Origin of the sequence: Streptomyces vietnamensis, assembly GCF_000830005.1 — a bacterium.
Lineage (GTDB): Bacteria > Actinomycetota > Actinomycetes > Streptomycetales > Streptomycetaceae > Streptomyces > Streptomyces vietnamensis.
In genome coordinates this window covers 5,056,952-5,070,422 of sequence record NZ_CP010407.1, presented here as the reverse complement: position 1 = coordinate 5,070,422, position 13,471 = coordinate 5,056,952, and the positions used below count along the sequence as shown (strand labels likewise).

Annotated in this window: 15 protein-coding genes; 4 read left to right on the top strand and 11 right to left on the bottom strand. The window is 70.5% G+C overall.

The annotated features are described in order from the left end of the window. Positions 1-28: 28 nt before the first annotated feature. The 6 genes from rplW to SVTN_RS22815 form a co-directional block, all read right to left on the bottom strand. Positions 29-352, bottom strand: a complete 324-nt coding sequence (gene rplW, locus SVTN_RS22840) for a 50S ribosomal protein L23 (protein ID WP_041130775.1) — start codon at positions 350-352, stop codon at positions 29-31. Continuing rightward, positions 352-1,002, bottom strand: a complete 651-nt coding sequence (rplD, locus tag SVTN_RS22835) for a 50S ribosomal protein L4 (RefSeq protein ID WP_041130774.1) — start codon at positions 1,000-1,002, stop codon at positions 352-354. The genes rplW and rplD overlap by 1 nt, the downstream gene beginning before the upstream one ends. 7 nt (positions 1,003-1,009) lie before the next feature. Continuing rightward, positions 1,010-1,654, bottom strand: coding sequence for a 50S ribosomal protein L3 (gene rplC, locus SVTN_RS22830; protein ID WP_030687820.1), 645 nt, complete (start codon positions 1,652-1,654; stop codon positions 1,010-1,012). 13 nt (positions 1,655-1,667) lie between these two features. Then, on the bottom strand, positions 1,668-1,976 hold the full coding sequence (rpsJ, locus tag SVTN_RS22825; protein ID WP_003948644.1) for a 30S ribosomal protein S10: 309 nt from the start codon (positions 1,974-1,976) through the stop codon (positions 1,668-1,670). 444 nt (positions 1,977-2,420) lie between these two features. Continuing rightward, the gene (locus tag SVTN_RS22820) at positions 2,421-3,662 is read right to left on the bottom strand and encodes an RNA polymerase sigma factor (protein WP_041130773.1); all 1,242 of its coding nucleotides are present in this window, start codon (positions 3,660-3,662) and stop codon (positions 2,421-2,423) included. Then, positions 3,659-4,021, bottom strand: coding sequence for a YciI family protein (locus SVTN_RS22815; protein WP_041130772.1), 363 nt, complete (start codon positions 4,019-4,021; stop codon positions 3,659-3,661). The genes SVTN_RS22820 and SVTN_RS22815 overlap by 4 nt, the downstream gene beginning before the upstream one ends. Before the next feature lie 213 nt (positions 4,022-4,234). Here SVTN_RS22815 and SVTN_RS22810 point away from each other — a divergent pair, with 213 nt between their 5' ends. Further along, entirely contained in the window at positions 4,235-6,211 is a 1,977-nt protein-coding gene (locus SVTN_RS22810; RefSeq protein WP_041130771.1) for a PIG-L family deacetylase, read from the top strand. A 109-nt stretch (positions 6,212-6,320) separates the two neighbouring features. Here SVTN_RS22810 and tuf read toward each other — a convergent pair whose 3' ends face one another. From tuf to SVTN_RS22785, 5 genes are all read right to left on the bottom strand, one after another. Next, entirely contained in the window at positions 6,321-7,514 is a 1,194-nt protein-coding gene (gene tuf, locus SVTN_RS22805) for an elongation factor Tu (RefSeq protein WP_041130770.1), read from the bottom strand. A 150-nt stretch (positions 7,515-7,664) separates the two neighbouring features. Beyond that, the gene (gene fusA / locus SVTN_RS22800; protein ID WP_041130769.1) at positions 7,665-9,791 is read right to left on the bottom strand and encodes an elongation factor G; all 2,127 of its coding nucleotides are present in this window, start codon (positions 9,789-9,791) and stop codon (positions 7,665-7,667) included. A gap of 39 nt (positions 9,792-9,830) precedes the next feature. Further along, the gene (gene rpsG, locus SVTN_RS22795) at positions 9,831-10,301 is read right to left on the bottom strand and encodes a 30S ribosomal protein S7 (protein ID WP_015035567.1); all 471 of its coding nucleotides are present in this window, start codon (positions 10,299-10,301) and stop codon (positions 9,831-9,833) included. A gap of 2 nt (positions 10,302-10,303) precedes the next feature. Further along, positions 10,304-10,675 carry a 30S ribosomal protein S12 gene (gene rpsL, locus SVTN_RS22790; RefSeq protein ID WP_003948652.1) on the bottom strand — a complete coding sequence of 124 codons (372 nt, stop codon included), beginning with the start codon at positions 10,673-10,675 and terminating at the stop codon, positions 10,304-10,306. Between the two features lie 724 nt (positions 10,676-11,399). Further along, the gene (locus SVTN_RS22785; protein WP_041130768.1) at positions 11,400-11,849 is read right to left on the bottom strand and encodes a helix-turn-helix domain-containing protein; all 450 of its coding nucleotides are present in this window, start codon (positions 11,847-11,849) and stop codon (positions 11,400-11,402) included. 252 nt (positions 11,850-12,101) lie between these two features. Between SVTN_RS22785 and SVTN_RS43275 the strand changes: the two genes are divergently transcribed. Genes SVTN_RS43275 through SVTN_RS22770 form a run of 3 tightly spaced genes read left to right on the top strand, consistent with a single transcriptional unit; the run spans position 12,102 to position 13,406 of the window. Beyond that, positions 12,102-12,449 (top strand): WhiB family transcriptional regulator, encoded by a 348-nt coding sequence (locus tag SVTN_RS43275; protein ID WP_245727611.1) that lies wholly within the window; start codon positions 12,102-12,104, stop codon positions 12,447-12,449. Then, a complete protein-coding gene (locus SVTN_RS22775; protein ID WP_078908451.1) occupies positions 12,442-13,209 on the top strand; it encodes a hypothetical protein in 768 nt (255 codons plus the stop codon). Before SVTN_RS43275 ends, SVTN_RS22775 begins: the two co-directional genes overlap by 8 nt. Continuing rightward, entirely contained in the window at positions 13,203-13,406 is a 204-nt protein-coding gene (locus tag SVTN_RS22770; protein WP_030687838.1) for a MerR family transcriptional regulator, read from the top strand. Before SVTN_RS22775 ends, SVTN_RS22770 begins: the two co-directional genes overlap by 7 nt. Positions 13,407-13,471 lie beyond the last annotated feature (65 nt).

The window sequence follows — 13,471 nt, the reverse complement described above, 5'->3', positions numbered from 1 at the left end:
GTCCGATTCCGGACGATCCAGACCGCCGTTAGGCGGTCGGACCGCCGAAGATGTCGATACGGTTGCCCTCAGCAAGGGTCACGATGGCGCGCTTGGTGTTGGCGCGCTTGCCGAAACCGGTGCGGGTGCGCTTGCGCTTGCCCTGGCGGTTGATCGTGTTGACCCCGGTGACCTTGACCGAGAAGACCGCCTCGACGGCCTGCTTGATCTGGGTCTTGTTGGAGCCAGGCGCGACGATGAACGTGTACTTGTTCTCGTCCAGCAGGGCGTAGCTCTTCTCCGAGACGACCGGCTTGACGAGAATGTCGCGCGGGTCCGAGAAGGTCTTGCTGGTGACGACGGCCTCAGTCATCAGGCGTCGCTCCCTTCGGTCTCAGCGGTCTGGGGGCCAGACACGAAGGACTCGAGGGCGGCCTGGGTGAAGACCACGTCGTCGGAGACGATCACGTCGTACGTGTTGAGCTGGCCCGGCTCCAGGATGTGCACCTGGGGCAGGTTACGAGCGGACAGCCACGCGGCCTCGTCGGAGCGCTCGGCGACCAGGAGCAGGTTCTTGCGCTCCGAGATCTTGCCGAACAGCGTCTTGGCGGCCTTGGTGGAGATGCCACCCTCGACCACGCCGGTGACGACGTGGATGCGGGAGTGGTTCGCCCGGTCCGACAGGGCACCGCGGAGGGCGGCGGCCTTCATCTTCTTCGGGGTCCGCTGCGAGTAGTCACGCGGCACGGGACCGTGCACGACGCCACCACCGGCGAACTGCGGGGCGCGGGTCGAACCCTGACGGGCGCGGCCGGTGCCCTTCTGGCGGTAAGGCTTCTTGCCACCACCGCGGACTTCGCCACGGGTCTTGGTCTTGTGCGTGCCCTGACGGGCCGCGGCCAGCTGCGCGACGACGACCTGGTGGATCAGCGGGACGCTGACCTTGGCGCCGAAGATCTCCGCGGGGAGCTCGACGGTCCCGGCCTTGTCGCCAGACGGCGAAAGGATGTCAATGGTGCTCATCGGTTCCTCAAACCCCCTTGGCCGCGGTGCGGACCAGGACGAGGCCACCGTTGGGGCCGGGGACGGCGCCCTTGATGAGCAGCAGACCCTTCTCGGCGTCAACGGCGTGGACGGTCAGGTTCTGGGTGGTCACACGCTCGTTGCCCATGCGACCGGCCATGCGCATGCCCTTGAAGACACGGCCCGGGGTGGCGCAGCCACCGATCGAACCGGGCTTGCGGTGCACGCGGTGGGCACCGTGCGAGGCCTTGCCACCACGGAAGTTGTGGCGCTTCATCGCACCGGCGAAGCCCTTGCCCTTGCTCTTGCCCGTGACGTCGACCTTCACGCCGGCCTCGAAGACCTCGGCGGTGATCTCCTGGCCGAGCGTGTACTCGGAGGCGTCAGCGGTGCGGAGCTCCACCAGGTGGCGGCGCGGGGTGACGTCGGCCTTGGCGAAGTGGCCCTTGAGGGGCTTGTTCACCTTGCGCGGGTCGATCTCGCCGAAGGCGATCTGGACCGACTCGTAGCCGTCGACGTCGTTCGTACGGACCTGGGTCACGACATTCGGGCCGGCCTTGACGACGGTCACCGGGACGACCCGGTTGTTCTCGTCCCAGACCTGCGTCATGCCGAGCTTCTCGCCCAGGATGCCCTTGATGTTCTTAGCCATCTCGCGCGTCACCTCAGAGCTTGATCTCGATGTCGACGCCCGCCGGCAGGTCGAGGCGCATGAGCGAGTCAACCGTCTTCGGCGTGGGGTCGAGGATGTCGATGAGGCGCTTGTGCGTGCGCATCTCGAAGTGCTCGCGCGAGTCCTTGTACTTGTGCGGCGACTTGATGACGCAGTACACGTTCTTCTCAGTGGGCAGCGGCACCGGGCCCGCGACCGACGCACCAGTGCGGGTCACCGTCTCGACGATCTTCTTCGCCGAGGAGTCGATGACCTCGTGGTCGTAGGCCTTGAGCCGGATGCGGATCTTCTGTCCCGCCATGGCTACTAGTAGTCCTTTGTCTCGTAACGCTCTGGAACCCGGCACGTTCGCGTCCTGTCTCCGACCCACGCGGTCGGGCGTGTCGCGCTCCCTCTACGCAGAAATCCCTGAGGATTTCCCAACCAAGGGGGCGCGGTCCCAAAGACCGCGGGCCGGGGGCGGAACACCCACCGGGCGCCTGGTCGGCACCCCGCTGACGCTTCCCAGAAGATTCCCGTACGTCCGCTCCTGAGAAGGAGCGACGAGTACTGTGGGACTCGCTTCCGGTCCTCCCGACGGGAGGCGCGCAGCATCGGCACTCAACCGAGCAACTTGGACAGTCTGCCATACGGGGCCTTCCGGCCGCCAATCGGGGGCGAAGACTGTACCCCACGTCACGTACGCCCATGCGCCGGGGCGCATGCGCCTGCTGCGCACGCCCCTCTCCCCCGCCGTCCGGGACGGTCATCCCAGGCGCCGGGCCCGCTCCGTCAGATGGCGCCGTTCGGGCGCACTGGTCGTGTGGCGGGCCGCCTCCCGGTAGGCGGAGGCCGCGTCCTCCTTCTCGCCGAGGAGTTCGAGCAGGTGCGCGCGGGTCGCGAGGAGGCGGTGGTTCCTGGCCAGTCGCCCGTCCTCCGCGAGCCCGTCCAGGAGCTCGAGACCGGCCTCCGGGCCGTGGACCATGGCGACGGCGACCGCGCGGTTGAGGGTGACCATCGGGTTCGGCCCGGTGCGCTCCAGGAGCTCGTACAGGGCGAGGATCTGCGGCCAGTCCGTGGCCTCGGCGGACGGGGCCTCGTCGTGCACGGCCGCGATCGCCGCCTGCAGCTGGTACGGGCCGACCCGGCCCTCCGGCAGGGTGCGGCCGAGCAGCTCCACGCCCTCGGCGATCAGCCCGCCGTCCCAGCTCCCCCGGTCCTGCTCCGCGAGCGGTACGAGTTCCCCGTCCGGGCCCGTGCGGGCCGGCCGGCGGGCGTCGGTGAGCAGCATCAGCGCGAGCAGGCCCGCCGTCTCGGTGTCCTCGGGAACGAGCCGGTGCAGCATCCTGACCAGCCGGATCGCCTCCGTCGACAGCTCGGGCGCGGTGAGCGCGTCGCCGCCGCTGGCCGTGTAGCCCTCGTTGAAGACGAGGTAGAGCACGTGCCGCACCTCGGCGAGGCGGGCGGTGCGGTCCTCGCCCTCGGGCGGCGCGAGGGACAGTCCGCCGGCCTTGATCGTCTGCTTGGCCCGGCTGATCCGCTGCGCCATGGTCGACTCGGGCACGAGGAAGGCGGCGGCGATCTGCGCGGTGGTGAGGCCGCCGACGGCCCGCAGGGTGAGCGCGATCCGGCTGGGCGGCGACAGGTCGGGGTGGCAGCAGAGGAAGAGCAGCGCCAGGGAGTCGTCCCGGTCGGCGTCCGGAGCGTCGTCGGCGGCGCGCGCGAGGAGCGCGGAGTCCGGGGTGGCGAGGGCGACGGCGTCCTCGCGGCGCCGGCGCGCGGCCTCGCTGCGCACGTGGTCGACGTACTTGCGCTGGGCGACGGTCAGGAGCCACGCGCGCGCGTGGTCGGGGACGCCTTCCCCCGGCCACTGCTGCGCCGCGGCGATCAGCGCCTCCTGGACGGCGTCCTCGCAGAGGTCGAAGTCGCCGTACCGGCGGACGAGCGCACCGAGGACCTGCGGCGCGTACGTGCGCAGCAGGTCCTCGGTCTCGTGCGTCCCGGTCACACGTCCGCCGCGGACTCGTGCAGGATCGGCCAGAGCTCGACGGGCTCGACGTCCGCGAAGGGCATGTCCGCGGCGATCGCCTGGGCCCGCTCCAGGCTCTCGCAGTCGAGCAGGTAGAAGCTGGCCAGGTACTCCTTGGTCTCCAGGTACGGGCCGTCGGTGACCGCGGGGGCCCCGTTCTCGCGCCGCACGAGCTGGGCGGCGGCCGCGTCGGCGAGGCCGTACGCGCCGATCAGCTCGCCGCTCTCCCGGTACTTGGTGTTGAAGGCCTCCTGCCGGGCGATCGCCTCGGGCCAGGCCTCGGCCGGGAAGGAGTCCCACTTGGCCTGGTTGCCGTAGATCATCGCGACGTACTTCATCTCGGGTGTCCTCCCCGTCCCGCCCGCCCCGGTGGCGCGCTGTCACCCTTCGGTCGGAACCAGGATCGCCCCCTCGACATCCGTCCGCACGATCTCGAAGATCTTTTTTCGGTGATCTTTTCCGGTGATCTTTCCGGGCGGCCCCGCCCCGCACACAACCGCCTCGCTCGTACACCCGTCTTCCAGGGGAGCAATTGAGCGAAAGGCCCTGTCGTGCACACTCCACCCCGTCGGCGGACGGTCCTCGCCGCCGCCCTCGCGGTCACCGCGGCCGCCGCCGGGTGTTCCGTACCGGAGCCGCGCCGGACCGCACCGACCGCCGATCCGGCACCGGGCAAGCCGATCGCCTCCGCGCGGGCCCGGCGGGCCCTGCTGATGCAGTTCTCCGCACATCCGGACGACGACCTGTACTTCATGAACCCGGACGCCCAGCGGCTGCTCGACGCGGGCGTCCCGCTCGTCTCCGTGTACGTGACGGCCGGCGAGCACAACGGCAGGAACCGGATCGCGGGGATGCCCGAGACGCCCCCGGACCGGGCCGCCTACTCCTCCGCCCGCCACCAGGGCCTGCGCCAGGCGTACGCGGTGGCGCTCGGCCTCCCGGCGTTCACGCCGTGGCGGCGGGAGGTCCTGACCCTCCCCGGCGGCCGGCGGGCCGAGGCCGACACCCTCGTGCACGGCGCCCGCAGGGTCGAACTGGTCTTCCTCAACCTGCCGATGCACTCCGGCCGCCGCTACATGGCGCTGCCCTCGCTCTGGCAGGACCGCGCCCTGGAGCTGCGCACCCACCTGTCGGCCGGCTCCCCCGTCACCCGCGCCGACACCTACGACTACGACCGGCTGGTCGACGTCCTCGTCGGGCTGCTCCGCCGCCACCGGCCCACGGTCGTGCACACCCTGGACCCGGACCCCGACATCCAGCTGAGCCCCGAGGCCACCCGGAAGCGGGACTCCGAACAGCCGGGCTACGCGGACCACGGGGACCACACGGCGGTCGCCTCCTTCACCTGGGCCGCCCTGTGCCGCTGGGTCTCGGACGCGGTCCGGGACGGCGAACCGATCCCGGCGTTCACGACCACCGCCTTCCGCGGCTACTACAACCGGCACTGGCCCAAGAACCTCCCGCCGGAGGTCCTGAAGGAGAAGGCGGCCCGGCTCGTCCCGTACGGCGGGAACCCGTCCTGGGAGTGCGGGAACCCCTCGGGCTGCGGCGACTACGGCGTCAGCGGCGACCGGCCCCTGACCAACCGCAAGGGCTGGGTCCGTTCCACCCACCACCGCTGGCCCGGCGCGAACCCGGCGCTCGCCGAGGAGTCCGGCGGCCGGCTCGCCGCGTACGGGGTGCTCGGGCTGCGCGCGGTCCGCTGGCGGGAGTCGGAGCCCGGCGTCTGGGGCGAGCCGGTGGACCTGGGCGGCGGCCCGCTCGCCCCGGCGCTCGGCTCGGCGGTGCTCGGCGACGGCCGGGTGCTGCTCCTCGGGGTGCGGTTCGCCGCACTCGACGGGCACGGCGGGGCCAACCGGCGCGAGGTGGTGCTCCTGGAGCAGCGCTCCCCCGGCGGGCCCTTCCTGGCCTGGCGGGGCCTGGGGAACCCGGAGCGCGGGGACGACCGGGGCCGCCGGATCGGTGCCCCGGTGGCGGTGACGGCCCCCGACGGCCGGGTCCACCTCTTCGTACGGAACGCCGACAAGGGCGTCTCGACGCGGGTCCGGGCGGCGGACGGCTCCTGGTCCCCGTGGCGGCCGCTCCCCGGCGACGGAGAGGTCCAGGACGGCCTGGCGGTCTCGCTCGACGCGTCCGGCCGGGTGCACCTGTACGCGGCCGGGCGGGAGCACGTACGGCACTGGGTGGACGGGGTCCCACAGCGGGCGCCGCTGCCGCTCTCCGGCTCCACGGTGGCGAGCGCGGGCGGCGCGCTCTACTTCCGGGCGCCGGCGTCCGCGCCCCTGATCGGCCCGGACGGCGACGCCGGTCTCGACGGGTACGGGGAGGTGGTGGCCGCCCGGTCGGCCGCGCTCGGCACCGTGCTGCTCGGCACGGACCTGAAGGGCCGGACGGCACTCAGGGCCGGCGGCCGGCTCCGTACCCGTACCCCTGCCGGAAAGGGAGCGGCCGCGCTCCACCTGGGGGCGCGGGGGCCGGTCGTCGTGGGCCTGGGCGCGGACGGCCGCCCCTGGAGCTGGCGGCCGTAAGGCCCACCGGAAAAAGCCCACCGGAAACGCGAGAAGGCCCCGCACCTTTCGGTGCGGGGCCTTCCCTCACTGCTCAGCAGCTCTTGCGAGCTACCAGGTCAGTTCAAGATCAGGCAGTGATCTTGACGACCTGGCCGGCGCCGACGGTCCGGCCACCCTCACGGATGGCGAACTTGAGGCCCTCCTCCATGGCGACGGGCTGGATCAGCTCGACGGACATGGCGGTGTTGTCGCCCGGCATGACCATCTCGGTGCCCTCGGGGAGGGTCACGACGCCGGTCACGTCCGTGGTACGGAAGTAGAACTGCGGGCGGTAGTTGTTGAAGAACGGGGTGTGACGGCCACCCTCGTCCTTCGACAGGATGTAGGCCTGGGCCTCGAACTTCGTGTGCGGCGTGACCGAACCCGGCTTGATGATGACCTGGCCGCGCTCGACGTCCTCGCGCTTGATGCCACGGAGGAGCAGACCGACGTTCTCACCGGCCTGGCCCTCGTCGAGCAGCTTGCGGAACATCTCGATGCCGGTGACCGTGGTGGTGGTCTTCTCGGTCTTGATGCCGATGATGTCGACGGTCTCGTTGACCTTGAGGACACCACGCTCGATACGACCGGTGACGACGGTGCCACGACCGGTGATCGTGAAGACGTCCTCGATCGGCATCAGGAACGGCTTGTCGACGTCACGCTCGGGCTGCGGGATGGACTCGTCCACGGCCTTCATGAGGCCGAGGAGCTTCTCGCCCCACTCCTTGTCGCCCTCGAGCGCCTTGAGCGCCGAGACGCGGACGACCGGCAGGTCGTCGCCCGGGAACTCGTACTCGGAGAGGAGCTCACGGACCTCGAGCTCGACGAGCTCGAGGATCTCCTCGTCGTCCACCATGTCGGCCTTGTTCAGGGCGACGACGATGTACGGAACGCCGACCTGGCGAGCAAGGAGGACGTGCTCCTTGGTCTGCGGCATCGGGCCGTCGGTGGCGGCGACCACGAGGATGGCGCCGTCCATCTGCGCGGCACCCGTGATCATGTTCTTGATGTAGTCAGCGTGACCGGGGCAGTCGACGTGAGCGTAGTGACGCTGCTCCGTCTGGTACTCGACGTGCGCGATCGAGATGGTGATACCGCGCTGGCGCTCCTCGGGAGCCTTGTCGATCTGGTCGAAGGCCGAGGCCTCGTTCAGGTCCGGGTACGCGTCGTGCAGCACCTTGGTAATGGCGGCCGTGAGGGTCGTCTTACCGTGGTCGATGTGACCGATGGTGCCGATGTTGACGTGCGGCTTAGTCCGCTCGAACTTCGCCTTCGCCACTGGGGTCCTCCTGGAGTGGTTCTGAACGCCTTGCTTCATCGGCGCCAGGTGATCTTTGCTGGGATGCCAGTAACCGGGGCCCGATCCCTCGGGTTTCGGGGGCTGAGCCCCGGTGACTGGTGTCAAGCCTAAAGCGTGAACTCGGGAGAGTTACTCGCCCTTGGCCTTCGCGATGATCTCCTCGGCGACGTTCCGCGGAACCTCGGCGTAGGAGTCGAACTGCATCGAGTAGCTTGCGCGACCCGAGGTCTTGCTGCGGAGGTCTCCGACGTAGCCGAACATCTCCGAGAGCGGCACGAGGCCCTTCACGACGCGGGCGCCGCTGCGCTCCTCCATGGCCTGGATCTGGCCACGGCGGGAGTTGATGTCACCGATGACCTCGCCCATGTAGTCCTCGGGCGTGACGACCTCGACGGCCATCATCGGCTCAAGGATGACGGGAGAAGCCTTGCGCGCGGCCTCCTTGAAGGCCTGCGAACCGGCGATCTTGAACGCGAGCTCGGAGGAGTCGACCTCGTGGTAGGCACCGTCGAGAAGGATGACGCGGACGCCAGTCATCTCGTAGCCGGCCAGGATGCCGAACTGCATGGCCTCCTGCGCACCCGCGTCGACCGAAGGGATGTACTCCTTCGGGATGCGGCCACCGGTGACCTTGTTCACGAACTCGTAGGAGGCGTCGCCACCCTCGATGGGCTCGATCGCGATCTGCACCTTGGCGAACTGACCGGTACCACCGGTCTGCTTCTTGTGGGTGAAGTCCACGCGCTCGACGGCCTTGCGGATCGTCTCGCGGTACGCGACCTGCGGCTTGCCGACGTTCGCCTCGACCTTGAACTCGCGACGCATGCGGTCGACGAGGATGTCGAGGTGAAGCTCGCCCATACCACCGATGATGGTCTGGCCGGTCTCCTCGTCCGAGTGGACCTGGAAGGAGGGGTCCTCCTCCGCGAGACGCTGGATGGCGACACCCAGCTTCTCCTGGTCACCCTTGGACTTGGGCTCGATGGCGACCTGGATGACCGGGGCCGGGAAGTCCATGGACTCCAGGATGACCGGGTTCTTCTCGTCGCACAGCGTCTCACCGGTGGTGGTCTGCTTGAGGCCCATGACGGCGACGATGTCGCCGGCGCCCACCGAGTCGATCTCCTCACGCTTGTTCGCGTGCATGCGGTAGATCTTGCCGATGCGCTCCTTCTTGCCCTTGACGGAGTTCAGCACCGCGGTGCCGGCCTCCAGGCGACCGGAGTAGATCCGGACGAAGGTGAGCTTGCCGAGGTGCGGGTCGCTCGCGATCTTGAACGCGAGGGCGGCCAGCGGCTCGTCGTCAGAAGGCTTGCGCTTGACGACCAGCTCGGCGTCCTTGACGTCGTGGCCCTCGATGGCCTCGACGTCCAGGGGGGAAGGCAGGTAGCGGACGACAGCGTCGAGCAGGGGCTGAACGCCCTTGTTCTTGAACGCGGTGCCACAGAACACGGGGGTGACCGTGGTCTCGCCGCCCTTGCCGGAGGCGATCGTGATACGACGGACCGCGGCGTACAGCTGCTCCTCGGTGGGCTCAGTGCCCTCGAGGAAGAGCTCCATGATCTCTTCGTCGTTCTCGGCGACCGTCTCGACGAGCTTGGCGCGGTACTCCTCGGCCTGCTCGAGCTTGTCCGCCGGGATGTCGACGACGTCGTACATCTCGCCCTTGCTGGCCTCGGCGGACCAGACGAGGGCCTTCATGCGGACCAGGTCGATGACGCCCTGGAAGTCGGCCTCGGCACCGATCGGGAGCTGCATGACGATCGGGGTCGCGCCGAGGCGGTCCACGATCATGTCGACGCAGCGGAGGAACTCGGCGCCCGTACGGTCGAGCTTGTTGACGAAGCAGATGCGCGGGACGCCGTAGCGGTCCGCCTGACGCCAGACAGTCTCGGACTGGGGCTCGACACCGGCCACACCGTCGAACACGGTGACAGCACCGTCGAGCACGCGCAGCGAACGCTCCACCTCGACGGTGAAGTCGACGTGACCCGGCGTGTCGATGATGTTGATCGTGTGATCGACATTCTCGAGCGGCCAGTGGCAGGTCGTCGCGGCGGACGTGATCGTGATGCCGCGCTCCTGCTCCTGCTCCATCCAGTCCATCGTGGCAGCGCCGTCGTGGACTTCACCGATCTTGTACGAAACGCCGGTGTAGAACAGGATCCGCTCGGTGGTGGTCGTCTTGCCCGCGTCGATGTGGGCCATGATGCCGATGTTGCGCACCTTGGCCAGGTCAAGCGAAGTGGTAGCCATAAGGCTTCAGTCTTCTCTCGGTCTCGATGTGGGTTGCGACTACCAGCGGTAGTGCGCGAAGGCCTTGTTGGACTCGGCCATCTTGTGCGTGTCCTCGCGCTTCTTGACGGCAGCACCGAGGCCGTTGGAGGCGTCGAGGAGCTCGTTCATGAGGCGCTCGGTCATGGTCTTCTCGCGACGGGCGCGGGAGTAACCGACGAGCCAGCGGAGGGCGAGCGTGGACGCGCGGCCCGGCTTGACCTCGATCGGCACCTGGTAGGTGGCGCCACCGACACGGCGGGACTTGACCTCGAGGGCCGGCTTGACGTTCTCGAGAGCGCGCTTCAGCGTGATGACCGGGTCCTGGCCGGTCTTCTCACGAAGACCCTCCATGGCGCCGTACACGATGCGCTCGGCGGTGGAACGCTTGCCGTCCAGCAGGATCTTGTTGATCAGCGAGGTGACAAGAGGAGAGCTGTAGACCGGGTCGATGATGACCGGGCGCTTCGGGGCGGGGCCCTTACGAGGCATTCTTACTTCTCCTTCTTGGCGCCGTAGCGGCTGCGAGCCTGCTTACGGTTCTTGACGCCCTGCGTGTCGAGGGAACCGCGGATGATCTTGTAACGAACACCCGGCAGGTCCTTCACACGGCCACCGCGCACGAGCACGATGGAGTGCTCCTGCAGGTTGTGACCCTCACCCGGGATGTAGGCCGTGACCTCGATGCCCGAGGTCAGACGCACACGCGCGACCTTACGGAGGGCCGAGTTCGGCTTCTTCGGGGTGGTCGTGAACACACGCGTGCAGACGCCGCGACGCTGAGGGGAACCCTCGAGTGCGGGCGTCTTGTTCTTCTCGACCTTGTCCTGCCGGCCCTTACGGACCAGCTGCTGGATCGTAGGCACTACTTCTCCGGTTTCTGTGTGCCGTCGGTAAAACTAACCTGGAACATTCGCCGACCCACGCGGTCGGGTGTGTCGAATCTCGCGGACCTCCGCCAGGGGCGGAAAAAGCGCGGATCGCGGTGGCCGGTATATGACTCGCCGTGCGGTTGAGGACACGCACGGGAGCCCAGGCACACCCCAGGCACAAGGCTTGAGCGTACCTATCGCACGGACTCCGGTCAAAACAAATGCCCACCCGCCCCCGCCCCCGCCCGGACCGGACCGGGACCAGGCCGAATCGTTCCGGCGCGGGGCCGCATACGGGGCCGGGCGGCCCTCGGCGTGCGGCCCGGGGCGGGGTCGGGGCGCCCCGGCGCGGGCCGGGACGGGACTGCCGGGCGTTGCCGGGCGCCGGGGCGGGACCGAGCGGCTCCGGACGGGACCGGCTGGTGGCGGGCCGCCCCGGACGACGTCGGGCGGTGCCGGCCTGCGCCGATCAGCCCCGGCCAGTGTCGGCCGGCCCCGGGCGACCCCGCTGTGCAGGCCGGGAACGGCCGGGTGTTGCCGGATGCCGGGCTGGGGACCGGGCGGCGCCCACGGCCCCGGCGACCCCGGGCGACTTTGGCCCGCGCCGGGCAATCCCGGGCGGTCCCGTCCGGTACCGGACGGCGTCCGGCGGTGCCGGTCGGCCCGCGCGACGCCGGGTGACCCCGGTCGGCCGCGGGCGGCGCCGGCCCCCGCCCCGTCAGTCCCGGGCGGTGCGGCGGGGTTCGGGGGTCTCGCCGGTGGGTGTCGCGTCGGTGTCGGGCTCCAGGAACTGGTTCACGACCTTGACGAAGACGCCCATGCGCTCGTCGGGCACCCCCAGCCAGCGGGCGAAGTCCTCCATGGAGGGCTGCCAGTCGCTCGGCGGCAGCAGGTCCGCCGCCATCGGGAGCTCCTCGGGGGTCACGCGGCCGGACCGGATGAGCATGTCGCGGACGGAGACGCCGAGCAGCGGGGCGATCCGGCGCATGGTCTCCAGGTCGGGCATGCTCTGCCGCTGCAACAGGCGCGTGACGGCCGCGCGGTGGACGCCGGCCTCGTCCGCGATCCGGGACTTGCCGCCGCCGCGCGGGCTGTCGATGTCGTAGCCCCGCTGTCTCATCAGGCCTTCGACCCAGCCTGCGAACTCGTCGAGCCCTTGAGTGCTCATGTGTACTGCTCCTCGCTCCCCACCCTCCGGATCCCATACCTTAGCGTGCTTGCGCGCACGGAATTACGTGCTTTCGGGCACGCAATCGTGTCGAATCGGTGAAGGGCCCGCCCCACCCCTCTCGATTTTTGTTGCGCGCTCGCACGCAACGTGTAAGTCTGGCTCGCCGCCGCACTCGTCGGCCCCCTGAGCCCCAGGCGCCCCACCGGCCCCATGGACGGCCCCGGCGGGCCCCGGACCGTGGAGAACCCCTTGTTCCATCCCGACCCGTCCCCCTGGCAGGCCTCCGCCGCGTGCGCCGGCCTCTCCCCGTCCGTCGTCTTCGCCCGCCGCGCCAAGGAGGCGGCCCCCGCCCTGCGGGCCTGCGCCGGCTGCCCCGTACGGAGCGAGTGCGAGGCGGCGGTGGCCCCGGCCGAGAGCTACTTCGACGGCGTCTGCGCGGGCCGCCTCTGGCGCAACGGCCGCCCGGCGGACGCCCGCCGCGTGGCGAAGGCGCTCGGCCTGAAGGACACCGGGCACGTGGCGAAGCCCCTCGGCCCGAAGGACGCCCGGCGCACGCCGGAGGCGCTCGCCACGGCGGGAAGCGGTCGCCGTGACTGACCGCACCGCCCGCGCCTCCGCACCCGGCCCCGCCGCCGAGGCCACCCCCGCCCCCGTCCTGCAGGACATCGTCCTCTGGGCCGCCTCCCTCGTACGGCAGTTCCCCGAGCTCGCCGAGGAGCTCGCGCCCGGGCGGCGCGGGCCCGCCGGGAGCGCCCCCGTCCCCTCCCCCGCCGGACGCGACGAACTGATCCGCGAGGAGCGCCGGGAGGCCCTGCTGCTCCAGCAGCGGCACGGGCTCTCCGTCCCCGGCCACGGGGCCGCCCCGATCCGGCTGCACGTCTCCGACGCCATCCGCGACATCACCGACGGGGTGGTGGAGCTGGAGGAGGCGGTGTGCGCCCGGCTCGCGCTGCCCCGCCCGCCCCGCGCCGGCGTGATCGACCGGCTCCGGCGCCTGATGGGGGCGCTCGACCCGATCGCCGCCGACCCGGACCTGGCCCGGCACGTGCGGGACGAGATCCGCCGGATGGCCCGCCGCTGCGCGCGGACGCTCGGCGACTCGGAGACGATCGTGCGGGTCTCGGGCCGCTGCCCCTGGTGCGACTCGGTGTCGCTGCGGGCGTTCCCGGACCGGCGCGCGGTGCTGTGCGTGAACCCGGCCTGCGTCTGCACCGACGAGGTGTGCGGCTGTCAGGACGACCCGGCCTACCGGCACCTGTGGCCGGAGGACCGGTGGGAGGAGCTGTCGGAGGCGTCGGGGACCCGTACCGACGAGATCGCGGCGGCGATGGACGATCCGAAGGAGACCTCATGCTGAGCTCGCCCGCCCTGCCCACGCTGGTCCCCGGCCCGCTGGCCGCCGAGGAGGCGGGCGTGGCGCCCGCGACGATCCGCAAGTGGGTCCAGCTGGGCCATCTGCGGGCCGCGGGCCGGGCGGGCCGGGCCCAGCTCTTCCGCCTGGAGGACGTCTTCGCGGCGGAACGACTGGCCCGCCGCCGTCCCCGTACCGCCTGACCCGCCCCCGTACGACATACGACATACGACAAGCGCCCCGCGTCCGGAACGAACCGGACGCGGGG